Raw genomic sequence first — 15,021 nt, forward strand, 5'->3', positions numbered from 1 at the left:
CAACTCATACTGTAACTTGGCACCTATTAGTGATGGTGTTTAATGCTACCGACGCACGCTGTCACAAATAAGTTGAAAGTGAGGGCAAGTTACGTTCGGAAGGACTATGACTATTAGTTACAGGGTAATGAAATAGGTAGAAAGTTGCTGTAGATCACACTTATTGGACGCGTGTTTGAGGGGGGGTATGATGCTATTGTATGATGATTAAACTTCATTTTAATAGTTTAACTTTTTTAACAAGGCTCTATATGGACATCTGGATGCGCTGGGCGCGAGCAATATTTGCTATCTATGTGATCCTAATGGGGTCAGCTCTTACTATCATGCTTAGCGAAAATGATATCGAAGAGGCGAACATAGAACTCCCATCTAAGACCAAAAACTACGTAGTACGTGACACCAACGGATACGTTGTCAGCCCACATTAATCCAATGTTCCTGCTACTTAGGGTCTGCCATTCTGTAGCTATCGTTTTGTTTACCTCACTGTAAAAAGAAAAAACCAGCCACAAAGCAGTGTGGCTGGGACTTATACGTGTGAACAATAAAATTCACTAACAACGTCAATTGGCTAGGTGACCCTCGGCTTAATAAGGGTCAGATTAATCAGAGCATGACATATACCAAGAGTTAGCGCTTGTGTTCGTTTACTATTAATCAATAACTTAGATTGAATTGCCAACTCTATAAATCCCATCGCATCCGACAGAAGGTGAACTCGTTGATATGCTGAACTGACCCTAGTCTGCATTCCATACACCTACATTAAAAAAAAGACCAATCACATCAAAGTGACTGGCCCTAGATACTGTGAACAAGTGTATTCACTAACAACGTCAGTTGGCTATATCGACTACATACTGGAGTCGATAAATGTAGGGTATCAATGTAATGGATTACATTCAAGTTAAGTTATTGATATTTATACAGAACAACACATTGAATAGGATGTAGGTGTAAAGGCTAGGGTAGTTTGATATCGCAAATTATCATTGTGTTGGTGTGACTTAAGTCACTTGTTAATGTCTAGTTTGTCAATGTTTCACAATTGGTTACATAAGTCAGACCGTAGGATGATTAAATTATGAGCGTTTTCACAAAGTTTCTGTGTAAAAAACGATAAAGTCAAAATTCCCCAGCAAAAAAAGAAATTTGAATGCAGATGTTGAATCTCTCTAGGACCAAAGCATCGGTTGGGCGCTTTTTGCTAAAGTTTGGGCCCAACCAGGTTCATTGCTTAAAGTGAAAGTCAAAGCTCTTCCTAGTTTTACGAGTCGTGACTGAGCATCGCTCAACAAAATTCAATTTCACGTTTCGCTTACTAAATTGAACAGCAGGGATGACTTTCATCTATGGTGCGTGCCATAACAGCCGCTTTGTGACTTGAATCCGATCATTTTAGTTATGGATGCCTGAATGAAATATAAGCAACCAGTAACCAAGTTCGAATCGAATAACGCATCTTTTTTCAGTATTTTAGATACGACTAGCTTGTACAAACGCTTATGCCTCTCTGTCAATCCCAGTTAAAAGTGTCCTGTCTTTAGCAAAGTAGAAATGTCCCTTTCAAGGGTGTCTTAACACAGTAGGAGAGTTAGGTCTTCGAGCTGGATGACTGAAATGATTCTGGGTCGGTGAGGACAGGATTGATTGCTCGGAGTTGCTCTTGCAGGGCGCGTTGCTGGGCTTTGCGTTTTGGGGCCTTTTTGCTTCGGGTGCGTTTCTGCTGTTGTTCAAATTCTTCCTGTTTTTGCTGAGCGAACTTCAACACATTGCCCAGTCGCTTGTTGTCCACCACTTGAGCCTGGTTGACGTTATCGAGCTTATCGAAGGTTTTGAAGTTGAGTTTGCGATACCCATATTGGATGGCAATCTCGCCATTGGGGTAATCGAGTACCTTGACATTTTCATGGATTAATCGGGTATTTTCTTCCGTATCTTCAATCATATAGATGACTTTATCGTATTGAAATGTTAGTGATTTTGAGAGCTTGCGGATCTCTTGCCAGCTAAAGATATCGTCCAACTCTTGCTCCGTTTCTCGCACGTTTCGATGCATGTCTTTCGGGTATTTGGCCGGCTTGGCAAAGCGTCGATTAAAGTCAGCAATGAAGTAGGGAAGCCAAGCATTGGCCTCTTCAATGGTGCTGATCCCTTGCAAGCGCATCTCTTTGACTAAGCGGTCTTGTAGCGTTAAGTTGGCTCGCTCAACACGGCCTTTGGCTTGCGAGCTGTTCGCACAAATCAGTTCGATACCCAGCTCCTGTAAGACACGCCCATATTGCGTTTGTCCGACTTGTTTTCGTTGCTCTTGATTGACCCGAAATATCGAGTGCTTATCACTGTAGAGTGCCACGGGCTTGCCGTGCTCGCGCACATACTCTCGAGTCGCGACCATGTAATCAAACGCAGATTCGGTCTCACTGAACCTGAGATTCATCAGGCGGCCCGCGGCATCATCAATGAAGACAAGCAAGCAGCACTTGTCGCTGCGTCCTTCAAACCAGTCATGATGAGAGCCGTCAATTTGAACCAGTTCGCCAAAACAATCTCTACGATAACGAGGCTGATTGACGAAGACGACGATCACGAACATCTTGCAGTACTTTAAATCGGTTTAGGTCTTGGTTACTCATAGGGATTAACATCGGTTTAGGTCCTCAGCAACGAACATCGAGACTTAATACGAGGACATTTCAATCTGGTCTAAACCGGACATTACTAAATAGCTCTTACAAATTCAGTGCGCATTATATGTGTTATGTTAAATACCCAGTTTTTTGAAACCAGGGGATTCATCTAAGATGTGTCTAACCTTCCCTGACATTCAATCAGATTGAACATAATTATATTTACCATAAAATACCTAATAATCAGTTAATTATCTGACGATCATTAACTGATTATCAGCTACATCGTCACTCTACCTATTAAACAGAAAACGATTTGGTGCAAGCTTATTTTATTGTCTAATGATGGTCTCAAACACTATCTACTTTGTAGTCATAAACCTTTAAACAAAAAATCCACCCAATACTAGTAGTAAATGGGTGGATCTATTGAGAACTAAGTTAACCTATAACTCTCGTTATCTAGAGAGATACCTAAGAAACGATGTTATAAGAAGAAACGACCACCGATACTCCACTTGTCATCATCATCTTCAATATCAAACTGGTACCCTGCGAACCCAACAAATCTCTGTGTAAAACTGTGTTCAACTTGGATCGCGCTTTGTTCGAAATCTGTGGTTTTCGGTGTCCCAGATGTTACCTTGCCTTCAACAAACTCATAGTTAACGCTGAACACTGTACCAGAAGTTAGGCCGTAAGCGATAATTGCTTCATATTGCTGAGATTCATAGTAACCAGGATAAAAGTTATCATTGTCTGCATAGACAAGTGCGCCAAATATTCCATCTGCATATTTACCGTAACTCAGTGCAACGCCGTGTGATTCTGCATCTTCATTGTCGACTTCGCCGCCATTGTATACATACCCTAAGGTCGCTCCCAGTGCTGAGAAAGCAATGGATATTTGCCCGCGGTCGTCATAATCAACCAACATGTCAGTTTTCTGACCCTGCCAACCCAACCCAAAGTCGAGTGACATATCGTTGGCGAAGCTAAACCCGTTACGATAAGTGACCATTTTGTCACCACGTGCTACGCCAAGGTTGCCCTGATTCGCATATAAAAAGTCATTAGCAAATGCAATTGGCTGGTCTGCCACACCTAAGATATCGTAGTACGGTGTCCATTGCGTACCTACCACCAGTCTACCGGCAGTTTCATGTGTTGCGCCGATATATCCTAATCGAGTTGTGAATGAATTATCGCCACCATTCAAATAGTTTATTGCCCATTCACCCTTTGCATCGACTGTAACACCATTGCCGATATCGTGTGTCCCTTCGATATTAAGTCTTGGGGAAACCTGATGAACTTCAACTTCAGTGCTATCACCATATTCACCGACACCAACATCAACGTAACCACCGATCGAAAAGGTTGAAGAGTTATCCTCATATACTTGAACTGCAAAGGAAGGTGCGCCAAATGTTGTTGCCACTGCTAAGGTTAGTAATTTTATTTTCATAATGTTGTATCCGTACTAGTTGTTAAGCCATGCCCGTGTTAGTAATTATTACTAAAACACCCACGAACAACTTAAACTTAGTCGTGATATGAAAAATAGAAATGTGGCATTTGTAAATAATTTGTCAATAAATGCAATTTCACTCTAGCAAGCCAGTTGAAATTTTTTCTAACTAACTAATTATCCGTACTATTTCTCTTTTTAGCATTCCCCGAAAACTTAGCGTGATACAGATCACAATAACAAAAAGTCGATGGAACTTTTACTAAGTTGGGCCTGAACGCACGTTGATATTGAAACCAGACTAGACTCTTTGAGCTGCATATAACCTAAATTTGGACCTTGAGTCTCAAACAATAATCAAACATCATGCAAAGCCATCAGGGTCCAAACGGCACACCATCAATAAAAGAACTTTTAGCCCAAATAAAAAAGCGACTTGAATAACAAGTCGCTTTCTTCATTTAATGCTGCGGTTGATTAACCACCAGCCAACTTCACAGTCATTCCCTTCTTTTCAAGGTGTGCTTTGATTTTATCGCGATTATCACCTTGAATTTCAATCATTCCATCTTTAACAGAACCACCACATCCACACACTTTTTTAAGTTCAGCGGCCAGTAACTTTATTGGCGCATCATCAAGATCTAAACCTTTAACAATACACACACCTTTACCTTTACGCCCTTTTGTCTCTCGCTGGATACGGACGATGCCGTCACCTTTTACGCGTTCAACTTTTTTTTCTTCAGGTTTAATGCGACCTGTTTCTGTTGAATATACTAATGTCATTATCTATTTCTTTAATTGCTGCGCTGCTTGATGCTTTTTCATCGCAAGCAACGTTTGCTCAATATGTTTTTGAATTGCGGATTTCGCGCCTTTTAATAGCCGGCCATTAAACATGCAATACCAACCGTTAACATCGCCTGTATCATTTTGAATCACAAATCCGTTAAATTTCTCTGCTGTGCCTTTTACTACTTGTCGTTTGGGCTCAAACGAAGAAAACTCGGATGGTTCAATAATTGAGGCCGTATCGCAAAACCAATCAACACTCTTCTTTATTCCTGCAAGCTTGCCTTGTAAAACACGATTCTTGATCTGAACCTGCCACTGATCGTTCTCACGACTTAAGAGTTTCAAATTAAAACCTCGATAATTACTAAACGCCATAAAACACCGCTTTATTATCACTTGCTCCCTACTATAGGGAGAGTTTCAACCTATTTTGATCAAAATAGCTCCCAACAAGGTTTATACCAAGCTCAAACTCCAAATGGAAGCCTTTCAACGGCGAAAATAGCCCTCTTTGTTACCGTTTTGAGACATCTAATTCAATGACCAAGATTACTCATTCAAGAAACAATGGGTTACCCAACTCAAGCAAAACTAGTATTAATGCAATCTGTTAAAAAGTCGCTAAAACTCACCCCTGAATGTTCTACCATTTTTGGGAACATAGAAATTGGGGTCATACCTGGGAACGTGTTGACCTCATTGAGGTAAATTTCATTATCTTCCGTTAGAAAGAAATCGATTCTAGATAAGTGTCTTAGGCCCATATGTTTAAATACTGTGGCAGAGTACTTTTTAATTGCTGCAATTTGATCCTTTGAAAGATCTGTTGCTTCCACATCTGTGGTCGAATGACTATCAGTACCGTACTTTTCCTCGTAAGTGTAGAAGACATCGCTCGGTGCTTTTACCTCGCCAGGGACTGTGATCACTAACTCGCCCTTGTATTCATAAGCGGCGACTTCGAGCTCACGAGGTTTAACCGCTTTCTCGACCAAAACCTGCTTCGAGTACCCGAATGCATCCTGAACTGCCTTTGACACCTCTTGCCTTGATGTTACCTTGTAACATCCGATCGATGAACCTTGGCACGCGGCTTTGACAAAGATAGTGCCCCATTTGTCAAATGCTTGCTCTGCATGTTCCACCGCATCGGCACTATTTTCAGTTAAGAAAACATAGGGTGTGTTTGGTACGCCTAATGCGTCGTACCACAATTTCGAGGTGATTTTGTTGAAACTATTTGCGCTGGCTTCGGCGCCACAACCCAAGAACGGAATGTTTGCCATAGAAAATAGAGACTGAATATCTCCCGTTTCTCCTGGGTAACCGTGAATACATGGCACGACATAGTCGACGTTCCAACATTTATTCTCGCCCACCAGTGTTTTGTTTGCTGTGTCTAAATAGACAATTTCTTTTGACTCATTGATCCAAACGCCATCTTTTATCTCTACCACACAAATGGTGTAATTATCGTTCTGGCTTAGCTGTGCTTTAAGATAAGCTGCGGAAACTAACGACACCTCATGCTCCGAAGAGTCACCGCCGCATAAAAGTAATATTGTTTTCTGCTCAGTCATAATTCAATCTAGTCAATGCTATTGTTCGTCTATGATAATAGGGATTTTAGGCCAAAGGTATGTCAGATAGTGATTAAAATCCAACTCTCTTGAGAGTGTGGCTGTTTTATCACCACTTCTCGGGCTTAAAATACAACAAAGGGCCCGCAGGCCCTTAATCTTTCAACTCTCAGTATCAGTTTAACTTGTTCAATGTCGGATAAGCGGAATTCTTAATCTCATCGATGCTTTTCACGAAAGGTTTTAGTGAGCGAATACCACTCGGCAATTGTGACGCGGCTTTCGCTGCATCTTTTCTTGTCGCGTAGTCACCGTAAAGCACGGTGTACCACTTCGTACCGTTTACGACTTTGTAGTTCTCCCAAACAGGCTGTCCCGTTGCTGGAAGTTGACGTGCAAATTCGTCCACTTTTGCCTGAGTACCCACCGCTGCAACTTGAATAGTAAAACCATATCTTGGGTTCATCGCCTTTTGCTTTTCGCTTGGCGCTGTAATCACAACTGGCTTTTTCTGCTGCTCAGGCTGCATTTTAACAACTTTCTTCTGCTCTTGCTGAGCCGGAGCCATTTTAACCACTCGCTCTTCGTTGGCAGACTTCGCTTCTACTTCTTTGATCGCGACTTCTTTGGATACCGTGTAGTCCTCTTTAAATGACTCAGACTTAACATCCGTCATATAAGTATCAGATGCACACGCAGCTAGCAAAGAGGTCAAACTTATCAGTAGAATTTTTTTCATGGGAAAACTCGAATAACTATCCTTTTCAGTGCCCTAATCATGCCCCTCTAACGTGACAGAATCAAGGAAACTATTTTATTAAATAACAATAGATTGTGAACTAACACACATTGCTCAGTGTAATGATAGCGAGGGGTCGCATTAGCGCTTATTCTTCATACAAACTATGGGGCAAATAAGAGGTCATTATGCATTCAATGGAGAGTTTATTACGCCCAAACACCATTGCGGTTATCGGTGCTTCAAACACGCCAGGACGTGCTGGTTATATTGTTATGAGTAACCTGCTCTCAGCCGGATTTAAGGGCGTTATTCTTCCGGTTTCAAATAAGCACAAATCTGTGCAGGGTGTTCTCGCCTATTCCTCTATTGACGACCTGCCCTTTGAACCTGACCTCGCCATCATGTGCACAAAAAACAGCATCAACGTAGAGCTTGTCCCAAAACTCGCAGTAAAAAACACCAAGTGTATGGTCATTCTGGCCACCAGCTTTAATGACAATGATTCAGCGTTGGTGGAGACACTTAAAAAAGAGACTCAACGACATAACATTCGTGTTCTTGGTCCAAATAGCCTTGGTATTATTCTACCTTGGCTTGGCATCAACGCGTCCTTCTCCCCCATACCAGCACAAAGGGGCTCTATTGCATTTATCTCTCAATCTGCAGGGATTTGTACCACGATTCTCGATTGGGCCAATGCACAATCCATTGGATTTTCGGCATTTATCTCATTAGGTAATGGCTCTGATATAGGATTTGACGAACTGCTTGATACCCTGTCGATTGATAGCAAAACCCAGGCAATTATTCTCTATATCGATAGCATTACTGATGCACGCCGTTTCATCTCTGCGGCTCGCGCGGCCTCAAGAAACCGTAGAATACTGGTTCTTAAAGGCGGAAAAACGCCTGAAGGGTTAGAGCTTGCTAAAGCCCACAACCAAGGGCATGTATCATTAGATATCATTTACGACTCCGCTATCAAACGCTCAGGCATGCTGCGCGTGAATAGTACACACGAGCTTTTTGCTGCCGTGGAAACGCTCACTCACCCTACTCCGTTACGTGGAGAGAGACTACTCATCGTAACGAATAGCGGCGGTCCTTCAATCATCGCAACCGACAAACTCATGCTGCTTGGTGGTAAGTTAGCAAACATAACCGATTCATCGATTGTCGAACGCTTGAACAAGCATGTTCCAGGATGGAACGGTGCCAATCCTATCGATATTCACGGCGACGCCAGTGTCCAGCGCTTAAAAAATGTCCTTGAGGTGCTCATCGATAGCCACGAGCTTGATGCGCTTCTAATTATCCATAGTCCCTCCGCCGCCTGTGACAGCGAATTAGCCGCACAAGCGGTAATCGGGCTTATCCAACAAAACAAGAACAAACTGCGCCGCCTCAATATATTCACAAACTGGACCGGAGAATTAACAGCGAAACCAGCTCGTGATCTTTTCACTCAAGCCAAGATCCCAACCTACCGAACTCCCGAAAGTGCCGTAACTGCATTCATGCATTTGGTGGAATACCGTCGAAATCAGAAACAACTGATGCAGACACCTACGTCTATCGAAATGCGCAGTGACGTCTCATTGCAGCAAGCACGTCAGTGGTTTGCTAACAAACTAAAAGACAATCAACGGGTCTCTTTGGACAGTTACCACTTGGGTGATATTTTCGCTTTTTATAACCTAGATATGTTAGATACATGGTTAGCGTCGGATGCCAGTGAGGCCACACATATTGCCGAAACCATTGGCTATCCTGTCGCCGTTAAGCTTCATTCGGATGACATTCCCCACAAGTCAGATGTTCAAGGAATCATGCTATCTCTGCGCACTGCTGAAGAGGTTTTTAGCGCAACCAATGCCATTTTAGACCGTGTAAAACTCACCTTTCCCTCCGCTCGTATAGATGGCGTTTTGGTACAAGCTATGGCCGATTCAGCTGGAGCAGAAGAGATACGTGTAAAAATACACAGTGACTCGGTGTTTGGGCCTGTACTCCTAATGGGACAAGGGGGCTCAGAATGGGATCCCGCGACAGATTCAGTGTGTGCGTTGCCACCATTAAATAGCGCGTTGGCTAGATACTTTATCATTCGTGCGATAAAAGCGGGCGTCGTTAAATTGCAAAAGCGCCCAATACCTTTCGATATTGATGCGTTTGCAAACTTTCTTGCGACACTGTCACAGATGGTCGTTGACAACCCTGAACTTGAAGAACTGGACATCCATCCAGTAATGGTAAAAGGACGCCAAATTACAATCGTTGATGCAGATTTAGTGATTAAGCAAACCAATCTGAAATCAGCTCAAAGGCTCGCCATCGCTCCCTATCCAAGCCAACTTGAACAAATCGCCACGACTAAGGATGGCCGTGAAATATTAATCCGCCCAATTAGGCCGGAAGATGAGCCCAAACACGCAGATTTTATCCACCAAGTCTCCAAAGAAGATCTTTATAAACGCTTCTTTACTGATGTCGGTGAGTTTAACCATGAAGCGCTGGCCGCTTTTACGCAAATCGACTATGACCGTGAGATGGCATTTGTTGCTCAAGAAAACACCGGTGACATCATTGGCGTTGCACGCGCGATGATCACGCCAGATAACAGTGATGCCGAGTTTGCTGTGTTGATTCGGTCGGATCAAAAAGGTATGGGGCTGGGTAAGCAGCTAATGATGAAAGTCATCGACTATTGCCGCAAACGGAAAACATCACAAATCAGTGGTATGACGATGCCCTCCAATCAGGGCATGCTCAATCTAGCGCGAGGGCTGGGTTTCAAGACAGCGATTGACTTTGAAGATGGTACCGCTGATATGGTATTAAAGCTGTCGGCTCTTAATTATACAGCAGATTCATAAATTTAGGGCTTCACTTGAGCTAGAAGCCCTAGCGCAGCAGCCAGTGTTTCGTAAGATATTTGATGACCCAAGACTTAGCTTTGCCCATTTGATTTCGCTTCCATGCCATAACAATATCGAGTGGTTGAGAAGCTGCGCCATCAATATAAGACAGCACACCGTCTTCAACCAGTTGTATTGCGATGTGCTCTGGAAGCGTACCAATGCCCAAACCAGCCTTCAGCGCCTCAACCTTCCCGGCGAAATTAGTCACGGTTAAACGAGACTGCTTATCCAATACGTTAATGCTCATCGTCGGTTGTTCTCTCGCAGTATCTGATATCGCTATCACACGATGTTTCTGACGGGTCTCTTCGTTAAAGTCAGCATTACGCTTATGTATTGAGTGTTCAGGTGCGGCGACCCAAATCATCGACAGCTGCCCTATCTTTTCAATTTTTAGATCCTGAGACATTGAATCAATTTGCGGACAGATCAAAATATCGCTGCGATCATCATTCAAAGACTCCCAACAACCTGCCAAAATCTCTTCTTGCAGTTTGATCCGTGTTTGGCTCTCTTTCTCCAGAGCTGAAACCATAGGGAAGAAGGTGGATAAAGGGATGATCCCATCAAAGGCGATGGTTAAGTCTAACTCCCACCCATTGGCGATGATGTTCGCCTCTTCGACCATGCTACCCGCCAGTTCTAGCATTAATCTGCCTCGCTCAAGGATCAGCTTACCCGCCTGAGTAAAAGCCGCCTTGTGACCAGAGCGATCAAATATATTGATATCAAGATCTTGCTCTAGCTTTTGGATCTGATAGCTCAAAGAAGAAGGAGCACGATCAAGTTCATTGGCTGCTGCAGCAAAGCTACCTCGGCGGTCAATCGCATCTAAAATCGTTAACGCTTCTAAAGTAATCGGGCTGCTCAATGATCAATTCCTTTTAAATAATAGTCTGTTGCTAAGTTTAGCCGTCAATTTCCGGTCGTACCCACACATTAGAAAAATCAAACCAGCCCAACGCATTACACTGGGCGTTTTGCAGAGAACCACATTGCTCTTTGTTCACTCCCAACCAGCAATGGAACAAGGGAACAATCTGGTTCTGCTCCGTCAACACCTTGCCCAGTTGGTGCGAAGGAAATGAGGTTTCTGCATTTGATCGCCAGTTTGCAATAATGGCTTTGTATTGGGTAAAGTGTTCTTCGCTACTGAGTCTCTCAATGTCACCGGAGTCCAGTAGCCATCCAGCCAGAGCATCTTCTCGATGGTTTGCAATGCCCATTGGCTTTATCCATATATCGATATCGTCCACATTGTCTGGTTCAATATCAAACACGACCAACTCAACCGTTAGACCATCCTCTTTCAGGCGCTGTTCCAGTACTCTTGCGAGATCGGGATAAGTAGGATGCCTGTCATGGTAAGCCACTGTGATGGTCCTATAACTTGGCGGCGCTATATTTGAATTACAGTTCGTATGGTGTAACCAACCGGGCTTTAGGCCGTGCGCGGGTAAGATACCTAACTTTGTGACTATGTCCGATGGAAGATCCCTGAAGACGCTGAGTGCATTGAATTTGTTAGAAAAATAGTGGGCCCAAGTGGGATCTTTTGCGACTCCGCTTCTCTGATTAAGGAGCAAATATATACAGCCAGGATCAAGTTCTACCTGCTCCACACCACTCTTTTTCGGCTGCATCGGGTTCGATACACTTGGATAAATCAGTGTAGAGTGTGCTTGATCAATGACCCACACTTCAACAACGTCTACCAAAGCTCGGTAGCCGAAGTAGCTGTCGAATGCATGAAGAACCAGCTTCTGTTCATCATTTCGAGCCATTTTATACGGCCCTGTACCGACGGGCACAACATCAAAATTATCGCTGCGCTCCTCTTTGGTTGGAAGTATCTTTGCGCAGGTTTCGGCGAGTAGGAGCGGTAAACGCGCATCTGGCGTCACCATAAAAACGTCTACGACGAGCGGCGATGGAGACTCAACTCGCTCTATTGTTTCAAACAGCGGGCGCTGCTTTAGATCTTCAAGACTCTCAATAACATGATTAACCGTTAAAACGGTGCCGTTATGAAAACGAACATGAGGCCGCAAGTAAAACCGCCATACACGCTCGTCAATCATTTCCCAAGTATGGGCAAGGTCTGCGGTGAGTTGCTCTTTCTCATCTAACTTGGTTAATCCACTAAATATCTGGTGGGCAATATGCTGCTCAGAACGCCTCATTGGCATTCGCGGGTTAAGCATAGAAAGCGGTCGATAATACGGTAACCTAATAACCTGTTCGCCTTCGCTATGCTGAACCCCAAGGTAGCCCTCAATGACTTGGGCCAGTTTGGCAGAATCGTTATTCATCGCGCCCAGTGCGTGCTCGATTTTTCCTTCCTCAAGATAGCGAAGTGCCATATTTTGGCTAACCTCACTCCGGCTACGCTTGAAATTGAGTTGAGAAAGCTTTCCACGTCCTGGCGCCGGGTGCCACTCTATCCACCCCTCTTCATCCATTTTATTGAGAACAATACGTGCGTTACGGCGCGTACAAAACAGTATTTCAGTAATATCTTCAATACGCACCTGCGCGTTCTGCCCATCAAAATGTTCAAATAGGGTCTCAAACTGTACTCTTAAGCGTGGACTACTCATTTTTTATTCTTATTCGCTGTTGTTGTGCACTGTTGTTGCTAACAGTTGCGACGCTAAGTTAAAGGTGGAATGGAAAATTATCGTTGTTTCACGGCGATCGTTAAACGACTGGTACAAATCAGACGTGATTGCTCGTCTTCGATACGAATATCCCAAACTTGAGTCGTCTGACCCAAATGAAGTGGGCTTGCCGTACCCGTCACGACACCACTTCGTTTTGCTCGTACATGATTCGCATTGATATCTAAGCCGACACAATAGCTTGGTGACTCTACACTAAAGTTAGCCGCCACTGAGCCAAGCGTCTCGGCAAGAACCACAGATGCGCCACCATGCAGCATACCAAGCGGCTGATGAGTAATCGTTGAGACCGGCATCGTGGCACTGATCGTCGTCTCTGTGATCTCGGTATACTGAATTTGAAGATGTTCAATCAGAGTATTGGCTGAGCTTTTATTAAGAACCTCAATACTGATGGGTCGTTTCCAGATAGATTGAGGCGACATTTTTTCTTCTAAGGGTCTGATGGGCATAGAACTTGTCCATTGATTCGGCATTAGCCATAATATTAAAATAAGTTAATAAAATATATACCTGATTGACCTCAATATGGAGATTGATAATGTCAAACTGGAGTCGTCTTTCTGTTGTAGCGTCTGCTCTAATTGTCGCCGCCTGTAGCTCGTCACCGACTGGGCGCAACCAACTCATTCTTTTTTCCGATTCTGATATGAGTTCATTAGGGGCGCAGTCTTTTGAGCAGATGAAGCAGGAACAGCCAATCAGCACCGATAAAGCCCTGAACGCCTACGTTCAATGTGTATCCAATGCCGTTACCGCGCATGTTCCACCGCAAGCGGGGTTCGATGAGTGGGAAGTGGTTGTATTTGACAGTGAACAAGTCAACGCCTTTGCACTACCTGGTGGTAAAATTGGTGTTTATACCGGGTTGCTCAATGTCGCTGTCGACCAAGACCAACTGGCGACCGTCATCGGTCACGAGATTGCTCACGTACTGGCGGACCACAGTAATGAGCGTTTATCACAAGCACAGCTGGCCAACGTTGGGATGCAAATCACTGATATCGCACTGGCATCATCTGGCGCGGCTGAATATCGCTCAGCCACCATGGCTGCTTTAGGTTTAGGGGTGCAGTACGGTGTCATTCTCCCTTATGGGCGAACTCAAGAGTCAGAAGCCGATATCATCGGATTAGATCTCATGGCCCAAGCAGGCTTCAATCCAAATGCTAGCGTTGCTCTGTGGATGAACATGGCTGCGGCGTCAAAAGGAGCACAACCGCCAGAAATGCTCTCCACCCACCCATCTCACGACACTCGAATCTCGGATTTGCAAGATCAAATTCCGCGAGTGCCAAAGGCTCAATCAGGTAAGCCTAATTGTAAAGCTCCCAGCTAAATACATTTGGTTACACCTAGGTTAAGACGCTGTAATAAAAAGGGTTAAACCATGGTTACAGCGTCACATGCATGGCAATTTCTATGCTAGAAAGTGCGACTTTGTTCAGCAAAATCGTTCAGCTTCAGCTATAATTCGTCCCTTAATTGAATGTTAGGTAAATTGATTATGTCTACAGAAGCAACTCTACTAGAACGCTGTGATTCAAAATGTGAACTATGTGCAGCGGATACCAAGCTAAACGCTTACCCTGTCCCACCTGAATCTCTGGTTACAGTAGACTACGCGGCAATGCTGTGTGACAAGTGTCTGGCAGAGATTGAAGACCCACAAGATATCAATCACTGGCGTTGTCTAAACGACAGCATGTGGAGCCAAGTGCCGCAAGTACAGGTACTTGCATGGCGTCAATTGACTCGCTTAAACAGTGAATCTTGGGCACAAGATGCGCTAGACATGATGTATATGGAAGAAGATACGAAGACTTGGGCAATGAAAGGTATGTCTGCAGACGACAAACCTTTTGACTGCAACGGCGTTGAACTGAAAAAAGGTGACGACGTAACAGTTATTAAAGATCTTCCAGTGAAAGGTACCAACCAAGTAATCAAACAAGGCACTGTTATTCGCGGCATCAGTATCGGCAGCGACCCTAAACTGGTTTCTGGCAAAGCTAACGGTGGTCAGTCTATGTATGTTATTGCTGAGTTCTGTCGCAAAAAGTAATGCTTTACAGCAACCAAAAGATATTCCAAAAAAGCGCTTTCTAGCGCTTTTTTAATGCCCTCGAAAACGAATGTTCTCAAAAACCAGTGCCCTTAAAACACGAATCTGCATGCAATAAAAAAGCTCGCCG

12 protein-coding genes and 1 pseudogene are annotated in these 15,021 nt (G+C 43.9%); 4 read left to right on the plus strand and 9 right to left on the minus strand.

The annotated features are described in order from the left end of the window. Positions 1 to 251 precede the first annotated feature (251 nt). Positions 252 to 431, plus strand: coding sequence for a hypothetical protein (locus tag GT360_RS17060; protein ID WP_164650166.1), 180 nt, complete (start codon positions 252 to 254; stop codon positions 429 to 431). Positions 432 to 1,597: 1,166 nt separating this feature from the next. Here GT360_RS17060 and GT360_RS17065 read toward each other — a convergent pair. The 6 genes and pseudogenes from GT360_RS17065 to GT360_RS17090 all read right to left on the minus strand — a co-directional run. Then, positions 1,598 to 2,578: pseudogene (locus GT360_RS17065) on the minus strand (ISNCY family transposase); the annotation flags it as partial. Positions 2,579 to 3,120: 542 nt separating this feature from the next. Then, positions 3,121 to 4,101, minus strand: a complete 981-nt coding sequence (locus GT360_RS17070) for a porin (RefSeq protein ID WP_164650167.1) — start codon at positions 4,099 to 4,101, stop codon at positions 3,121 to 3,123. Between the two features lie 480 nt (positions 4,102 to 4,581). Further along, a complete protein-coding gene (gene yciH, locus GT360_RS17075) occupies positions 4,582 to 4,893 on the minus strand; it encodes a stress response translation initiation inhibitor YciH (protein ID WP_164650168.1) in 312 nt (103 codons plus the stop codon). Between the two features lie 3 nt (positions 4,894 to 4,896). Further along, a complete protein-coding gene (locus tag GT360_RS17080; RefSeq protein WP_164650169.1) occupies positions 4,897 to 5,277 on the minus strand; it encodes a DUF3319 domain-containing protein in 381 nt (126 codons plus the stop codon). A gap of 206 nt (positions 5,278 to 5,483) precedes the next feature. Continuing rightward, positions 5,484 to 6,482: a D-alanine--D-alanine ligase gene (locus tag GT360_RS17085; protein WP_164650170.1), complete on the minus strand. Its 999-nt coding sequence runs from the start codon at positions 6,480 to 6,482 to the stop codon at positions 5,484 to 5,486. A 175-nt stretch (positions 6,483 to 6,657) separates the two neighbouring features. Further along, positions 6,658 to 7,221, minus strand: coding sequence for an SPOR domain-containing protein (locus GT360_RS17090; protein ID WP_164650171.1), 564 nt, complete (start codon positions 7,219 to 7,221; stop codon positions 6,658 to 6,660). 188 nt (positions 7,222 to 7,409) lie between these two features. Between GT360_RS17090 and GT360_RS17095 the strand changes: the two genes are divergently transcribed. Continuing rightward, positions 7,410 to 10,100, plus strand: coding sequence for a bifunctional acetate--CoA ligase family protein/GNAT family N-acetyltransferase (locus GT360_RS17095; protein WP_164650172.1), 2,691 nt, complete (start codon positions 7,410 to 7,412; stop codon positions 10,098 to 10,100). Between the two features lie 28 nt (positions 10,101 to 10,128). Here the strand turns inward: GT360_RS17095 and GT360_RS17100 are convergent, their stop codons facing one another. The 3 genes from GT360_RS17100 to GT360_RS17110 form a co-directional block, all read right to left on the minus strand. Further along, positions 10,129 to 11,016 carry a LysR family transcriptional regulator gene (locus GT360_RS17100; protein WP_164650173.1) on the minus strand — a complete coding sequence of 296 codons (888 nt, stop codon included), beginning with the start codon at positions 11,014 to 11,016 and terminating at the stop codon, positions 10,129 to 10,131. A 37-nt stretch (positions 11,017 to 11,053) separates the two neighbouring features. Beyond that, positions 11,054 to 12,745 carry an SgrR family transcriptional regulator gene (locus GT360_RS17105; RefSeq protein WP_164650174.1) on the minus strand — a complete coding sequence of 564 codons (1,692 nt, stop codon included), beginning with the start codon at positions 12,743 to 12,745 and terminating at the stop codon, positions 11,054 to 11,056. 77 nt (positions 12,746 to 12,822) lie between these two features. Further along, on the minus strand, positions 12,823 to 13,251 hold the full coding sequence (locus GT360_RS17110) for a hotdog fold thioesterase (protein WP_164651141.1): 429 nt from the start codon (positions 13,249 to 13,251) through the stop codon (positions 12,823 to 12,825). Positions 13,252 to 13,367: 116 nt separating this feature from the next. Between GT360_RS17110 and GT360_RS17115 the strand changes: the two genes are divergently transcribed. Both GT360_RS17115 and GT360_RS17120 read left to right on the plus strand, forming a co-directional pair. Then, the gene (locus tag GT360_RS17115) at positions 13,368 to 14,165 is read left to right on the plus strand and encodes a M48 family metallopeptidase (protein ID WP_164650175.1); all 798 of its coding nucleotides are present in this window, start codon (positions 13,368 to 13,370) and stop codon (positions 14,163 to 14,165) included. A 168-nt stretch (positions 14,166 to 14,333) separates the two neighbouring features. Next, positions 14,334 to 14,891, plus strand: a complete 558-nt coding sequence (locus GT360_RS17120; protein WP_164650176.1) for a PhnA domain-containing protein — start codon at positions 14,334 to 14,336, stop codon at positions 14,889 to 14,891. The last annotated feature ends 130 nt before the right edge of the window (positions 14,892 to 15,021 follow it).

The sequence above is a fragment of the Vibrio astriarenae genome, assembly GCF_010587385.1.
Lineage (GTDB): Bacteria > Pseudomonadota > Gammaproteobacteria > Enterobacterales > Vibrionaceae > Vibrio > Vibrio astriarenae.